Here is a 14,621-nt window from a genome sequence, read left to right on the forward strand (position 1 = left end):
GATTATATTATTTAAATATGTAGGAATTCCAGGTAAGGCCAGTAAAAAAACCTTTGGAGGTTATGTATTTAATAGGGTTGCCAATAGGTGTTCTATAATAGGTGCTGGAGGAAACATTGATCGAGGTTATATGATCATTCTCCGTTTTAACAACTATGATGAATTTTTCTGATTGATATTCTACAGAAGAGATGATGCCTGAGCTCCCTTTTACGTCTGTAATTGTACCTATGTTTAGATTAGAATGACCATCTTGAAAATATTTATCGATAACCGTGCCGTTAAACTGTTCTTTGTTAGCCATAGAACCATCTATGATTACAACGGATAATAAAATTATAGCAACAAAAACAGACGCTACTACTACCTTATCTTCTTTTAAAATTCTGAATTTCATAGTTTAGGCCGTTTTAAGATGAGTTTGGAAGTATTGTATTTCATCATCTGTAAGCGATACTGGACTAACCAGATATTGATTTCTAATCGCGTAATAGATTTTCTCATTCGCATTAGAATCTGAGATCAAAACTTTAATCTCACTGCCACTCTCTCTTAAGATGAAAAATATATTTCGATCCATAGTACTCGAAATGACACTAAACTCTTCTTGATTCATAAGTTTATGGTTTTACGTTATTACATTAAAGGGTGAAAAAACCGTACGGTTTAATGGCGATTGATGTACTTTAAAATTTTACTCGTTTATAGAATTGGTCTGCTCGATATGCGATAACACTAAGTGTTATGACCAATAAAAAGATGCTTAAAATAGTTATCATAATATTTTGGGTTTTACGAATATGTATTGTTGTTATGAGAAGGTCAAATCCTTTACCTAAGTTTACTTTGCCTGTTTAATTCTCTATCTAAAGATTCTACTTGATACCTGCCATTTACACTTGATTTTCTGATCAAGCATTTAGGATCATTAAGCATTTGATAGAATTTGGTTTTACCACATCCCATGATTTCTAATGCTTCTCTTAGATTACAAATCTTCTTGCGTTTACTCTCCCGCATATCAGCAGCTGTTTGATATACAAGATCTAGAAAGACCTGCTTATCCACCACAACTACCTCTTTTCCTTCTAAATTAAGTATTGATGTATCCATTCTTTTCCTTTTTAAGTTGTTGTATATTTCTTGGTAAAATCCAAAGCCATTTTTTGCAGCTCTTTATTATTGGTCCTGATATTATTTTCATGCTCACTGCTAGCTTCTGAAATAGATTTAACGATCATCTTCATTTTTGACATATCTGTTTTAATGTCTGTAATCAGGTTTTTAAAGTACCATCCAGCACAGCCATATTTTTGTGCGGCTAGTTCTCTGGTGCCCCTTGGCATGATGTTATAAATCTGTAATACTTCTGTATGAATGTCAATTGGATCTGGGTAGGGCTTAACCGTACGGTTATCTATTTTATTTGTAGTAGTTTCCATATATTTGCTGTATTGTGGTTGTAGAACACTACAAATATATAAACATTATTCTAAATCACAAACACTATTCTATTTAAAATAGAATATCGTTTGTATTTATATAGAAAAAGAATATGAAGCCTATAAATAGAGTAGAACAAATAATAAAACATAAAAATCTAAGTATCAGTGGATTTGAGAAGACTACGGGATTATCAAATAACTCTATTCAAACGGCAATAAAAAGAAACTCCAACCTTAAAGATGAAACATTAAACACTATTCTAAGTACTTTTCCTGAAATCTCAGCAGAATGGCTATTAACAGGGAATGGAATCATGTTAAACGGTAGTTCGAATAACTCAAATAATTTTCCAAAAGAAGACGTCAAAAGTTTAATTCGTTATCTAATAGATAATAACGAAAAGCTAATAAAAGATGATTTATTCAAAAAATATATTGAGGGAAACATTAGGCTATTACAACTTGATGAAGAAAAAACAAAGTATGAAGAAGAAATGCAGAAATTGAAGGAAGTTATTTTAAAGAAAAAGCAAAATAATTAATTTAAAAAATCAAAGCTTTTGAGTTTCAACCATTATTGAATTAAACAATGAATTGATTTCACTTTCAGAGTAAAGCTTATCGCTTTCCTCTAATACTTCTCTCAATATTTGTATTTCCATATTTCTACGTTTATACTCTTTGTATTTGTTAGTTGCATTTTTCTCAACTTCATCCAATTCCTTTTTTAGATCAGATTCGGTTATATCTCTTTGTACTTTTTTGACATAACGTCGCCTTCTAAATATCTCTAACAATTTTTTAATCATAACTCTTCTCATCAACAACCTGTTCAAATATTTCTTATAACCTCTCTCAAATCATCTTGAAACTCATCAATGTCATTATCCAAATCAGACTTTTCAATCAATCCTGCTTTTTCAGCATACTTAGCTTTTAACGCTATTTTTGGATAATGTAAAGCTCTTATCCTTTCCAGAAATGAAAGCTGTTTATAAATTATGTCGTCTTTATAAGTATAATATTTGACTAAGAAATAAGTAAAAACGCTAAATAAAAGAGCGCTGACTAATATTATTAAAACATATTTATTATGATTAAAGTCCTTTTGAGTAAGAAAGGTGAGGTGAATAAGCCAAAATATCGAAATCAAGATACCAGAGGAAGAAACAAAATGAAATTTAAAAGTACTTCCACGGGAGAAATCATCGTGAAGTGATTTACAACTAAAAAAGAAAAGTGCTGTAATCAGACCAAAAACAAATATCCAAAAATGAAAACTAGATCTTCCACGAAAAGAATGCTCTCTATTAATTTGACGCATTTCGTCATTAATTAGTTTCAAATTCTCTTTTGAAGATTTAATCAATTGATTTGTTAATATATAGTATTCATCAATATCAATTACTCTATTTTTTAAATCCTCCAAATATTGTTTCTGAGAATTATTCCTATGAGCAATAGCGCTATCATATTTTTCATTATTTGATGGCAACTTATTAGATTTACTATCGAAGAAAACATGAAATAAAGAAAGGGTAACTAACAAAAATGCTAGTACCCCTTTTATAAATGGTAAAATTTTTATTCTATTATTCTCCTTCTCTTCTGTCGTCTTCGTCAATGGTTCCGTCATTGCTCGGGTCGACCAATTGTAATTCTGATTCGTAGATTTCATCATTTACATCTGTTGTCTCACAACTAGATATTGATAATCCAAAGACTACAAATGCTGATACTGTTACTAATTTTTTCATCTTGATCAATTTTATCGGTTTATACAAAAGTAGACCTCAAAAGATCAAAAAAACTAAGTATTTTAATTAATTAGTAAGTGTATTATTAACAATAGTAGTCATATATCATATGTTAGTGAGTTGTGTTAATTTCTTCTTCAAATATAGGGACATTTCCCTGCTATCCGGTTACGGTTTTTCCGCAAAAAAACACTCGTAAGCATTGTTTTTATTGCGGTTTACCACAATTGACTTTACAATTTATTTTACTAAATTGCATAGCGTTTCATAATTATTATTACTTATCAAAGAACTCTTGATAAAGGGTAGGAATTATAAATATAACTATAACAAATAGGCACATGTTACAGAAAATGTATTCTTTAACAAATTAGAGAAATGTAACTGCTTAATTTTAAACGTTTTTGAAAATAATATGTAGGCATTATATTTTACCCCTCCTCCTAGGTATTAACTTCAATCTTAAATAACCAGATATGCGATATAAAGGTCACGTGACTTTTTATATTCTTGTTACAAACAAACAAAAACATGACTGAATATAAATATGGAAATTTCATTTATAGACTTAATGATTATAACAATTTTGAAGTCGAATCGAATATTGAAGAGCCTACTTCTATATTCAAATACTATCCCAATAATAGTAATAGTATAGATGCCCTAACCAATCAATATTTATTTTGCAGTCACCCTTTTCATTTGAATGATTCAATGGATTGTTCAAATTTATTGTGGGATTTTTCGAATATATCTAAAAAACAGTATAATGCTTTTTTCTCAAAAACAGGATTAGACCAAGTAATCGAAGTTGATTTTAAACAAGACAAGAATAACAATTTTTCAACCATTAGACATCACCTTTTTAACTTCATTACTAACGGTTCAGGAATAATCTCATTAACCACTGAGCCACTACACACCTTGATGTGGGCCCATTATGCTTCTGAAAAAGGCTTTATGATCGAATTAGATTTTAATGATGTCAAACAAAATCTAAAAAAGGAAAATCGTAATTTAAAGAATTATGCATTATTCCCGGTTCAATATGTTGATATTCTGGAAAGTATTGATTGTTTTCAAGAAGGTTTCAAATCACCAGATATTCCTTTTTTATATTCCGTAGGAATTAAGAGAAAAGATTGGTCATATGAAAATGAATGGAGACTTGTTCCGTTTACAGATAATTATGGAATACCACATTCTATAATTGCTCCAATGGAAGACATGAAAGGTGAAAATGAGAGAAAAATATACTACCCCAGAAAAGCAATAAAATCTATTGCAATTGGTAAACTTTTTTTTAATGGAAGTAATATTGAAAAAATAATAAACCCATATACATATAAGTTAAAACGGTCTGCTGACTTAGATTTTGTTAATTATCTATATGAAAACTTTAATGATCGAATCTATTTTTGCGGAGAATTTGAAAATGATAAACAGTTTATGAGAAGTGCTGAACGTATTGAATTTAATAAATTAAATGATGACACATTAAGTATTATTCGTAAAAATGAAGGTTTTCATCAAAAATAACCCATTGGTAATACTATATATATGATCATAGTTGATTAGTGATTAATCTCGATTGGTTCTTCTATATTCATAAGGCCTTAATGATTTTAGTATGAGAAATGTATAAAACAAATGCAGATTTGCCTATAGTTCGGTAACATTTTACTGTACTATGACATATACTTATAACACTGTGTTTAATATAAAAAACTAGCAATGAATTGCATTTTTTGCAAAGAAATATCAGATAGTTCTAAAAGTGTAGAACACATTATTCCAGAATCTCTTGGAAACAAAACTCATATTCTATCTAGAGGAATAGTCTGCGACAAATGCAATCAATATTTTGCATTAAAAATTGAAAAGAAATTGTTGGAAAAAAAGTATTTCACGGAAGTTAGACATAGAAATCTAATTGAAAATAAAAAAAGAAAAATTCCTAAATCTAAAGGAATAATTGGCGGAGAAGTTGATGTTTTGAAAACGAGGGACGGTAAAACAGAAGTTGTTGTTGAAGACTCTAAAATTTTCAACGGAATTTTAAACGGGAATTTTAAACATATGATTATTCCGATAATTCAAGAACCAGAACCAAATGATAAAATATTATCGAGATTTTTAGCAAAAGTTGCTATAGAAAGCTTAGCTCAAAGATTTTTTCCTCACGTAGGATGGAATGAAATGCTTATAGAAAAAGAAGAATTAAACCCTCTAAGGAATTATGCTCGTTACGGAACTCAGAATAAGTATTGGGAATATCATCAAAGAAGAGTATATAACGAAACTGACCGTTTTTTCAATCCAAATGTTTCTGATGTTCCTTATGAGGTTTTGCACGAACAAAATTTAGTTTATTTACAAGAAAAGCAACTCTATTTTGTGCTTATCCTTTTTGGAATAGAATATGTGATAAATATAACCAACCCAGAAATAAATGGATATCTAGATTGGTTGAGTAAAAATAATAATCGAAGTCCTATAATTGGAGAAAACGAGAGAGAAACAGTATAAAAAAGTACCACACACAACAACGCTTATAATATACCGCACCATCACTATGATTAATAGACAGATAATATTTGTAGGAGGAATTCACGGAGTTGGAAAAGGAACTGTTTGCAAAGAATTATCACAAAAATTCAATTTTGAGCATCTATCCGCTAGTCAAGTTCTCAAATGGAACGAGATTAGTGACTTGAGAAATAAAAAAGTACAAAACTTTGCAACTACACAAGAAAGATTATTAACCAACCTAAATCAAATTATTCAACCAAATAAAAAGTATTTACTAGATGGACATTTCACGCTATTGAACTCAAACGGAGAGCCTGAAAAAATTGATGATTCCACATTTGTAGGAATTCAACCAGAATCTATAATACTTCTGACCATGCAACCTTCAATAATCTTTGAAAGATTAAAACAGAGAGATAACTCTACTTACAAATTAAATGTTCTCAAGAAAATGCAAAAAATGGAGTTTGAACATGCAAATCACATATCCAAAAAATTAAATATACCTTTATTTACATTAATTAATGGTGACACAAGTTCAGTACTTGAATATTTAAATAAATTATGAGAATACTAATTGATACAAATATAATTATTCATCGTGAAGCGAGTAAAGTCTATAATAAAGATATAGGGTTACTTTTCAATTGGTTGGACAAGTTAAAATATGAGAAATGTGTTCACCCTCTCTCCATACAGGAAATCTCTAACTATAAGAATTCTGAGGTCGTGGATACAATGAAAATAAAAATCGAGAATTACAATCTTCTTAAAACGGTATCAGATGATAAAGATTTAATACTCCAATTAAGAAAAACTGATAAAAATATAAATGATCAAATAGATACAAGTATTATCAAAGAAATCTATAACAACAGGGTTGGCTATTTGATTACTGAAGATCGTGGAATACATCACAAAGCGAGAATATTAGGTGTCTCCGAAAGAGTGTTCAAAATTGATGATTTTTTAGAGAAATGCATTGTAGAAAACCCAGAATTAAAGGATTATAATGTACTATCTGTTAGAAAAGAGTATTTCGGAAAAATAAGCTTATCTGATGATTTTTTTGATTCTTTTAAAGAAGATTATAAAGAATTTGAAAGATGGTTTACAGATAAATCTGACAAAGAATCTTATGTCTGTGTAACTGATGGAATAGTGAAAGCATTTCTATATTTAAAAGTTGAAAAAAAAGATGAATCATATTCTAACATAACACCACAATTCAAAAAAAAGAAAAGATTAAAAATAGGTACATTAAAAGTTACTTCTACTGGATATAAGCTGGGAGAAAGATTTCTAAAAATAGTATTTGACAATGCTATACAGTACAAGGTCGAAGAAATCTATGTCACTATTTTTGATAAAAGGGAGGAACAAAAAAGACTTATCTACTTATTGCAAGATTGGGGTTTTAATGAATGGGGTATTAAAGAAACAGACAATGGAAATGAAAAGGTCTTTGTTAGAACATTTGGAAAAGAATTACCAGTTAGTTTAGAAAACCCAAAAAAGACATTTCCTTTTATTTCAAGAGATACAAGGAAATATATTATAAAAATTGAGCATACATATCATACCGAACTATTTCCTGATAGTATAAATACCAGGGAAAACCAAGAAAATTATATCGAAAATGAACCCCACAGAAATAGAATTGGTAAGGTATATATATCCCACAATAAAGATAGACATCTTCAAAAAGGGGATTTAGTACTTATCTATCGAATGGGAGAAACTAGTCCAAAAAGGTTTACCAGCACAATTACATCAATATGTATCGTGGATGAAGTATTTGACAATATTCATTCATTCGAAGAATTTTTCCAAATATGCAATAGAAGAACCTTTATTAAGGAAGAAGATTTAAGACTAAAATGGTGGAATAAGTCTCAAAAAATAAGACCTTTTGTTATTAACCTTCTATTTGCTCATTCATTTCCAACACCAAAACCAACGTTACAAAATCTAATCGATTTTAATATAATTAAAGATATTCATAATATTCCTAGAGGATTCATAGAAATTAATAATGACCAATTCAATACTTTAATTAAATTTGCTTATCGTTCTAAATAAGATTATGAAAGTAATATTGTCAATAAAACCCGAATTTGCGTTTAAAATATTTGAGGGAACAAAAAAATTTGAATTTCGTCGTTCTTTATTTAAAAACCAAGAAGTCAAAAACATTGTTGTTTATGCTTCAGCTCCTATTAGCAAAGTTATAGGAGAATTTGAAATTGACACAATATTTCATCAGGATCTAAATTCACTTTGGGACAAAACATCTAAATTTTCTGGAATAAGTCAAGGCTACTACAAAGACTACTTTACTGGCAAAGATCAAGGGTATGCAATTAAAGTAAAAAATCCTGTAATGTATGAAAATCAATTATGCATTAAAAAATCTTTCGGATTGAACCCACCTCAATCATTTGCCTATATAAGATAGAAATAGATTACAAAAACTCAATAAAGAGTAAAACCAAACAAATGCCTAGACCAATAATATTCGGAGAAATAGAAGGTATTGAAGAAGGACAATGGTTCCAAGGCCGAAAAGAAATGATGCCAACTAGTTTTCATAGAAGTTGGGGTTCAGGAATTGATGGTAATGGGGGAGAAGGTACTGCAGCAATAGTTTTATCTGGTGGTTATGAAGATGATGAGGACCATGGAGATGAAATTGTCTATACCGGAGCGGGGGGTAATGATCAAAATACTCGTAAACAAATAGCTGATCAATCCTGGAAAAATCCTGGGAATGCGGGATTACGAAAAAACATGAATGAAGGACTTCCTGTTAGAGTAATTAGAGGCCATACTCATAAATCAGAATTTTCACCTGAGCGTGGTTATTCTTACGCTGGATTATACAGTGTGGTTGATGCTTGGGAAGAAACTGGAAAAAGTGGATTCAAGATCTGTAGATTCAGGTTAATCTACTCCGGAGATAATACTCAAAGAAAAACAGTTGAGCAAATAGAACTGGACCATAGTATAAAAGAGAAAAAAAGAAAATCGGGTACAATACTACGTGTAGTGCGAGATACAAAAATTTCTACAGATATAAAGAAATTATATAAATACAAATGTCAAGTTTGCGGCACTGCTATCAAAACCAAAAATGGGTTTTATGCTGAAGGAGCTCATATAAAACCTCTTGGTAAACCCCATGATGGTGATGACAGTGTAGTCAATTTGATTTGTCTATGTCCCAATCATCATGTAATGTTTGATAAAGGTACTTTTTCAATCTTAGATGACTTTACTCTAATTGGAGAGCTTATTGGTGTATTACAAGTCGATGAAAAGCATAAAATAGATAAAAACAACTTGCAATATCACCGAAAAAGCCATGGGTATGATTAAGGTTGTTTGTGGGATCATTTATAAGGATGAAAAAATATTCATCTGTAGACGGAAACCAAGTAAATCACTCGGTGGATTTTGGGAATTCCCGGGTGGTAAAATAGAACACGATGAAACGCATGAGGGTTCTCTTACTAGAGAACTTATGGAAGAGTTAGAAATGGAAGTAGAAATTCAGGAGTTTTATGATTCATCAAAATACAACTATGATCAATTTTCAATTGAATTAATCGCTTATATCTGTACATATAAATCTTGGAACCAAAATCTAACCGATCACGATAAATTCGAATGGGTAGATCCAGATAAATTGTTAGATTGGAAACTTGCTCCTGCCGACGTACCACTGGCGAAAAAAATTAAAGAAGGAAAAAGGCATTAAAACGCATTTTGCTCTAATCGTTATCTTTAAACTATGAAAAAGAAGTATTTGATAATAGTAGTTTTGATTTTGAATCAAAACTTGGCGCTTGCACAAACTGAATCTGAAATTAACTTATTACTAAACGGTATTTCAGAAATGGAAAACTCCATTGAGATAACAAAATCAGAACATGCCAAAAAAATCATTGCTTATGGAGAAAAATCCTTATTAGTTCTTTCTCACTTTTTTACAGATTCCACTCTTACATATGTAAAATCTGAATGCAAAAATCGGATTTTAACAAAAGGAGAATTAGCAATTATAATGGCTGACAGGATTGAAAGAATGCCATATTTTACGATTACTGGAATTCAACATTGTACTATGACTTTTTGTGATAATAATCCAAATATAATTGAATATTATTTGGGGTATAATAAAAAAAATGCATTCAAAGAAAGATATGTAGAATGGTTATATAGCAAGGAAAGGTTAAAAAGAGTAAAAGGAAAAGCAAGAAAAGAACGTAAAACAATGATTCGTGAATGGGATAGAAATACTCGTTAGTAACAAAGTGTCAAAAAAAGGCATTAAATTGTATTTTAAACCAACCATCATTTCTAATTAGATGAAATTTATAGATCCAATGCCTGTCACTTGTGAAAGTTGTAACCATGAAGGAAAATATAAAACCGATCTACTTTTAGCTTACAAAGCAAAATGTGCGAAATGTGGAAATGATCTTGATTATGCTTCGGATCAAATGAATGAAACAATAGATTTTTCCAATGAAACTAATGAAATAATACGAGTCATTCTAGGAATTGAAGCCTATTTTAATAGGGAGTATAAAGGAAGAGAAGTTGAAGAAATTAAATCCATGCAAGATCTTTTAAGCGTAACTATAAATGAATTTCGAAATCCGGAAAATGGAGATGAATGTATAAAAAAGGACCTACTCAACTATTTAAGTGACAAATACAAGGTTGAGAATATAGTATTAGAAGGTTCAATTCTAAAAGCATTAGGAATTGAAATAGAAAAAAGGAAAAGGGTAGAAGGTTAGTGAAACCATACATAAATACTTAATAAAACCTCGAATGGAACATTATATATATTTCAAGACAGATGAATTAAGACCTGATTTTCGTTTAGTTTGTGAATGGGTTTCGGATGAAATTCATAGTATTGATACTGATGGAGATTCTCATAATCCAGCAAGTAAAGAATGGACTTGGCTATATTTAACTAACCGAAAAATTGAGAATGAATATGCTGAAATTGGTCAAATCAAAGAGAACTCAGAGATTTATGAGATTGAATCCTCTAAAGCTGAATTTGGCTACTTTCTTGCATATTTTCTTGCAAAGGAGACCAAAGCAAAAATTGCGTTCGATGATAAGTTTGAGAATACTATTGACCTGAATGAATTATCAAAAAAAATTACAAATTATAATATAAACGACTCTTAAAGAGAACTGAAAAAAGTATCTGGAGAAAAGCAACTCTTGAGAATCCATATCCAAATTCATAATAATTTTACACCAGGAAAGTAATTAATCCAAACTATTCCCAAAATAACTTTAATACCTTTTCATGTTCCTTGTCGATTACTTCATAGGATAACTTTCTTTGATACTTATATGTTATCCCTTCTGGTTTATGACCTTGAATCTGCATAATGGTTAACGCATTAATTTGAAGATCCCCAGAGAACGATCTAAACAAGTATCTAGGAGTTTTAGTCTTCAGATTCTCAGACAATTTTAAAGTATTAGATATTCTTCTTAATGACTGACCTGCATTTTGCCTTCTAGAAATATAATTTGGTGAATCTGGAGAAGGGATATGAGAAAATATTCTTTCGTGGTTTTTATCACCATATTGTTCAATAGTAGATAGTGCAAATTTGGATAACATATTATCTATTCTTTCTCCACCATTAGGCTTATTACGATTTTTATATCTCTTGAATTTTATACGCCCATTTTTTACATCTGTCCATTTTAGATTAGCGATATCCGCATAATCATGTCCTCCTATCGCAAACTGAAAAAGAAATATATCAATATGCCTTTGCGATACAAACAGACTTTTCTTAGTCGAAGACTTCCTTGGCTCATAATTGAATAATTTTTTTATCTCTTCCACCGTTAAATCGCAGACCTCTTTAGTTGTATTATTCTTAATCAATCCTAGAAAAGGATTCCCCTTTTTAACATTCAAAGATTCTCTTCTTTGGGCCTCTTTAAATACTGCTCGTATTGTTTTTAATAAGAAAGTAACATTACCTTTTCCTTTACCAAATTTTGTTTTATACCTAATAAAACTTTGGAGCCATTCATAATCGATATTATTGAGTAATATATCATTCTCTCCAGCCAAGAAATTTACAACTTGTATCCTTGCATTTTTATACTCTTGAGATGAACCGTTTAAATCCTCAATCTCCTTAATTCTAATATCAAAGAACTCGATTAATCCTACTCCTGTTTCTCCTTGTAACTCTGCTAGCTTCTTCTTAAGTAAAAAAATTTGCATGTCTTTATCATCAGGGATCCCATCTTTGATAATTTTTAAACTCTCTTCTAAGGAAAGCTTGTTATTATTACAGTATTGTATTTCTTCTTCTAGCTTTCCAATTCTTCGAGCAATTTCTGAATCTATCTTAAGCGTTTTTGACTTCTGATATTTTTTTAAACTAATATATTTGTAGGTACGATTAGCATAAACTTCTATTTTTACAGCATATCCTTGGGAGCTTTCTCTCCTGGTCTCAACAATAATCTTAGCTTCTATCATTTTATTTTGTCAAACATTTGTCAAACAAATGTACTATTTTATGGCAAAAAAAGGCTAAAAAAGGAAAAATTGAGTATCTAAAAAGTTGAAAAAAGAAATGGTTAAAAACACCGAAACCCCTTTATAAAAGAGGTCTCGTGGGTGTCGGGTAGAGAGGATTCGAACCTCCGATCTCTGGTCCCCCAGACCAGCACTTTAACCGGACTAAGCTACTACCCGTTTTTACTTAATTACTTCTAAAAACCAGTTGTTTTCAGTGCATTTAAGTTTTAATAAAAATTTCTAAAATTGTTTGAAAATTAATTCGATTCTATTTTTGTGATTAAAAAAGCACAATGAATTGTTAATTATAGAAGAGCAACTTCAAAAGGTTATTCTATAAAAATCGAAGTATATATTCAAGGCGCAAATATAAATATTTAGGTTTAGATAAATATTAAAAATCCAAAAAGTCTAAACAGATCTATGGCATAATAAAAAAACTAAATTAATGGTTCGATTGTAGTGATTGTTCTTAAAGAAGTTTACGAGTATATAAGTGTTTTGAGCATATAATGCCACCGATAGAAATCTCAATCAAGATCAAAAACAATCACTTTTTTATCCATGTAGATTAATTTATGGTCTTATAAACAAGATAAAAAAATAATTAGGTATTCTAATTCATATCAAGTCTCTTGAGTTTAAACATGGCAGACACTAGTTAGCAGAATATTAAATGAACACTATCAATCAACTCATTGCTATACATGAACTATAATTCTTTATTGAAGTTTTACCAATTCTAAATGTATTTTTATTTTGCTTCCAGAAATTGTAGCATATATTTTGTCTCCTTTTTTTCTATATTTTATTTTATTAGGAGAATCAAGTTGCTTATTAGGAAAATTACGTGCATTATTTTCGCAAATAAATTCATGGGCGTTAGAACTTGTCATTTTAAATGAAGAAGGTTTAGTTTCGCCCTGTAATTGAATTTGAAAATTCCAGTGATTATCTAATTTTATAAGCCCAAATTTTTCTTTTTTTATTGTATCCCCATTTTGTACTGTAAATCCTAATCCAACATACTCGGTTTTACTTTTTTTATCCCAATTTTCAAACATTTCTTTACCAACCTCCTTAGTATTGATTTTCCATGTACCCAACAACCAATCAAAATTATCCGCTTCTTCAGTCAACTTAGGAGTATCCTCACTGATTACCGATTCTTCTTTTTTATTTTGATTACAAGAGATAAGTAAAATTGTAATCAATAACACAAATGTTTTTTTCATAATTTTTGATTTTGCTATACTATTGATAAAAAGATATTATTAATCTTATCATTTATATTTTTACTTAAAATTAGATGAAATGGATAAGGAAAAATATTTCACCGTATTGCACTGAAAAACCTGTAAAAAAACCAAAGAAGAATGTAAAGGTTATTATTGAATACGTCTTGCTCAATTAGAAAAGTAGTGTACTATTCTTATCAAGCTTGTATCATTTTAAAGTTTGTTATAGAGTAAAGAAGCTGTATGACTTTATAATTTCTAATAGTATCACTGGATTGATTTATTAATAATACAATACATAAAACCCCTCTAGTTAAGGTGCTAGAAGGGTTTTCACAATCAATATTAAATAAATTTATTATAAACTTTAAAACCTATTATAAAGATACTAATCATTAGTACACCGATTTTACGGGTTTCCTTAATTTGAGATTTTTTTTGATAAAAAGATAAAGACGATTTTCTAATCTTAATTATTCTCAAGATTTATGTAAAAACGGACTAGTTATTCGGTTTAAAACTTACGGCTATATTTTATACACGTTGTTCTTAAATAAATTTTCTAATATTAACCATGAACCCTAAGTGTAATCCTTCGTGATAATTATTAAATTCAAAAGCATCTTTTAGCGAAGTTAGATAAAACCCAGTCCCCGTCATTCGTTCATTATAGTTGACAAATTTTCCGTCATAAAAATCTGTTTCTGTTTTTTTGATTAAGGATAGTAATAGTTCTTTCAGTTCTGTTACCTCATTTTGAGAAGTTTTTCCAGTTGGTTTTGTTCCAGGTTTATAAAGTTCAAATAATTCATTTGGGATATATCCTTCCAAATCTGAATCTTTATAGATTAATGCTTGTTGAGCAACAATAATATGGCCAATATTCCAAATCAGATTATTGCTAAATCCATTCGGAATTTTATTTAGTTGCTCTAAAGTATAGTTATTAAAATAGTCTAAATAAAGTTCTCTGCTTGTTTTCCAAGTTCTAAATACAGATTCCATTCAGTTTGTTTTTCAAATGTTTTACAACATTAAATGTATGTGTCATAATAGCGCAAAA

21 protein-coding genes and 1 tRNA gene are annotated in these 14,621 nt (G+C 29.7%); 11 read left to right on the plus strand and 11 right to left on the minus strand.

The genetic code is table 11. From position 1 onward, the window contains the following. Positions 1–7: 7 nt before the first annotated feature. The 4 genes from PQF96_RS09975 to PQF96_RS09990 form a co-directional block, all read right to left on the minus strand. Positions 8–397: a hypothetical protein gene (locus PQF96_RS09975; RefSeq protein WP_271765956.1), complete on the minus strand. Its 390-nt coding sequence runs from the start codon at positions 395–397 to the stop codon at positions 8–10. A 3-nt stretch (positions 398–400) separates the two neighbouring features. Then, positions 401–616, minus strand: coding sequence for a hypothetical protein (locus PQF96_RS09980; RefSeq protein ID WP_271765957.1), 216 nt, complete (start codon positions 614–616; stop codon positions 401–403). 215 nt (positions 617–831) lie between these two features. Continuing rightward, a complete protein-coding gene (locus PQF96_RS09985; protein ID WP_271765958.1) occupies positions 832–1,113 on the minus strand; it encodes a hypothetical protein in 282 nt (93 codons plus the stop codon). 11 nt (positions 1,114–1,124) lie between these two features. After that, positions 1,125–1,442, minus strand: coding sequence for a hypothetical protein (locus tag PQF96_RS09990; RefSeq protein WP_271765959.1), 318 nt, complete (start codon positions 1,440–1,442; stop codon positions 1,125–1,127). 113 nt (positions 1,443–1,555) lie between these two features. On the opposite strand from PQF96_RS09990, the gene PQF96_RS09995 reads away from it, so the two are divergent. Further along, positions 1,556–1,987: a hypothetical protein gene (locus PQF96_RS09995; RefSeq protein ID WP_271765960.1), complete on the plus strand. Its 432-nt coding sequence runs from the start codon at positions 1,556–1,558 to the stop codon at positions 1,985–1,987. Between the two features lie 9 nt (positions 1,988–1,996). On the opposite strand, the gene PQF96_RS10000 is transcribed toward PQF96_RS09995, so the two are convergent. From PQF96_RS10000 to PQF96_RS10010, 3 genes are read right to left on the minus strand one after another with little or no spacing between them, the layout of a single operon-like run. Then, positions 1,997–2,266, minus strand: a complete 270-nt coding sequence (locus PQF96_RS10000; RefSeq protein WP_271765961.1) for a hypothetical protein — start codon at positions 2,264–2,266, stop codon at positions 1,997–1,999. Positions 2,267–2,277: 11 nt separating this feature from the next. Beyond that, positions 2,278–3,069, minus strand: a complete 792-nt coding sequence (locus PQF96_RS10005) for a hypothetical protein (protein WP_271765962.1) — start codon at positions 3,067–3,069, stop codon at positions 2,278–2,280. After that, entirely contained in the window at positions 3,038–3,202 is a 165-nt protein-coding gene (locus PQF96_RS10010; RefSeq protein WP_271765963.1) for a hypothetical protein, read from the minus strand. The genes PQF96_RS10005 and PQF96_RS10010 overlap by 32 nt, the downstream gene beginning before the upstream one ends. Positions 3,203–3,733: 531 nt before the next feature. On the opposite strand from PQF96_RS10010, the gene PQF96_RS10015 reads away from it, so the two are divergent. From PQF96_RS10015 to PQF96_RS10060, 10 genes are all read left to right on the plus strand, one after another. Next, the gene (locus PQF96_RS10015) at positions 3,734–4,741 is read left to right on the plus strand and encodes a DUF2971 domain-containing protein (protein WP_271765964.1); all 1,008 of its coding nucleotides are present in this window, start codon (positions 3,734–3,736) and stop codon (positions 4,739–4,741) included. A 195-nt stretch (positions 4,742–4,936) separates the two neighbouring features. After that, positions 4,937–5,731, plus strand: coding sequence for an HNH endonuclease (locus tag PQF96_RS10020; RefSeq protein ID WP_271765965.1), 795 nt, complete (start codon positions 4,937–4,939; stop codon positions 5,729–5,731). Next, complete coding sequence (locus tag PQF96_RS10025; RefSeq protein ID WP_271765966.1) at positions 5,703–6,302, plus strand: ATP-binding protein; 600 nt, start codon at positions 5,703–5,705, stop codon at positions 6,300–6,302. The genes PQF96_RS10020 and PQF96_RS10025 overlap by 29 nt, the downstream gene beginning before the upstream one ends. Next, positions 6,299–7,816 (plus strand): PIN domain-containing protein, encoded by a 1,518-nt coding sequence (locus PQF96_RS10030; protein WP_271765967.1) that lies wholly within the window; start codon positions 6,299–6,301, stop codon positions 7,814–7,816. The genes PQF96_RS10025 and PQF96_RS10030 overlap by 4 nt, the downstream gene beginning before the upstream one ends. Before the next feature lie 4 nt (positions 7,817–7,820). Further along, positions 7,821–8,192, plus strand: coding sequence for a hypothetical protein (locus PQF96_RS10035; RefSeq protein ID WP_271765968.1), 372 nt, complete (start codon positions 7,821–7,823; stop codon positions 8,190–8,192). A 41-nt stretch (positions 8,193–8,233) separates the two neighbouring features. Beyond that, on the plus strand, positions 8,234–9,112 hold the full coding sequence (locus tag PQF96_RS10040) for a YDG/SRA domain-containing protein (RefSeq protein ID WP_271765969.1): 879 nt from the start codon (positions 8,234–8,236) through the stop codon (positions 9,110–9,112). Beyond that, positions 9,105–9,494: a (deoxy)nucleoside triphosphate pyrophosphohydrolase gene (locus tag PQF96_RS10045; protein ID WP_271765970.1), complete on the plus strand. Its 390-nt coding sequence runs from the start codon at positions 9,105–9,107 to the stop codon at positions 9,492–9,494. Before PQF96_RS10040 ends, PQF96_RS10045 begins: the two co-directional genes overlap by 8 nt. Positions 9,495–9,527: 33 nt before the next feature. After that, positions 9,528–10,043: a hypothetical protein gene (locus tag PQF96_RS10050; RefSeq protein WP_271765971.1), complete on the plus strand. Its 516-nt coding sequence runs from the start codon at positions 9,528–9,530 to the stop codon at positions 10,041–10,043. A gap of 61 nt (positions 10,044–10,104) precedes the next feature. Next, positions 10,105–10,542 carry a hypothetical protein gene (locus PQF96_RS10055; RefSeq protein WP_271765972.1) on the plus strand — a complete coding sequence of 146 codons (438 nt, stop codon included), beginning with the start codon at positions 10,105–10,107 and terminating at the stop codon, positions 10,540–10,542. A 34-nt stretch (positions 10,543–10,576) separates the two neighbouring features. Then, the gene (locus PQF96_RS10060) at positions 10,577–10,948 is read left to right on the plus strand and encodes a hypothetical protein (RefSeq protein WP_271765973.1); all 372 of its coding nucleotides are present in this window, start codon (positions 10,577–10,579) and stop codon (positions 10,946–10,948) included. Positions 10,949–11,042: 94 nt separating this feature from the next. Here PQF96_RS10060 and PQF96_RS10065 read toward each other — a convergent pair whose 3' ends face one another. The 4 genes from PQF96_RS10065 to PQF96_RS10080 form a co-directional block, all read right to left on the minus strand. Next, positions 11,043–12,278, minus strand: a complete 1,236-nt coding sequence (locus PQF96_RS10065; protein WP_271765974.1) for a phage integrase SAM-like domain-containing protein — start codon at positions 12,276–12,278, stop codon at positions 11,043–11,045. A 144-nt stretch (positions 12,279–12,422) separates the two neighbouring features. Continuing rightward, positions 12,423–12,497 (minus strand) — tRNA-Pro (locus PQF96_RS10070). A gap of 545 nt (positions 12,498–13,042) precedes the next feature. Beyond that, positions 13,043–13,555: a DUF6265 family protein gene (locus PQF96_RS10075; protein ID WP_271765975.1), complete on the minus strand. Its 513-nt coding sequence runs from the start codon at positions 13,553–13,555 to the stop codon at positions 13,043–13,045. 552 nt (positions 13,556–14,107) lie between these two features. Continuing rightward, complete coding sequence (locus tag PQF96_RS10080) at positions 14,108–14,563, minus strand: DinB family protein (RefSeq protein WP_271765976.1); 456 nt, start codon at positions 14,561–14,563, stop codon at positions 14,108–14,110. Positions 14,564–14,621 lie beyond the last annotated feature (58 nt).

It is taken from the genome of Aquimarina algiphila, assembly GCF_947494415.1.
GTDB lineage: Bacteria > Bacteroidota > Bacteroidia > Flavobacteriales > Flavobacteriaceae > Aquimarina > Aquimarina algiphila.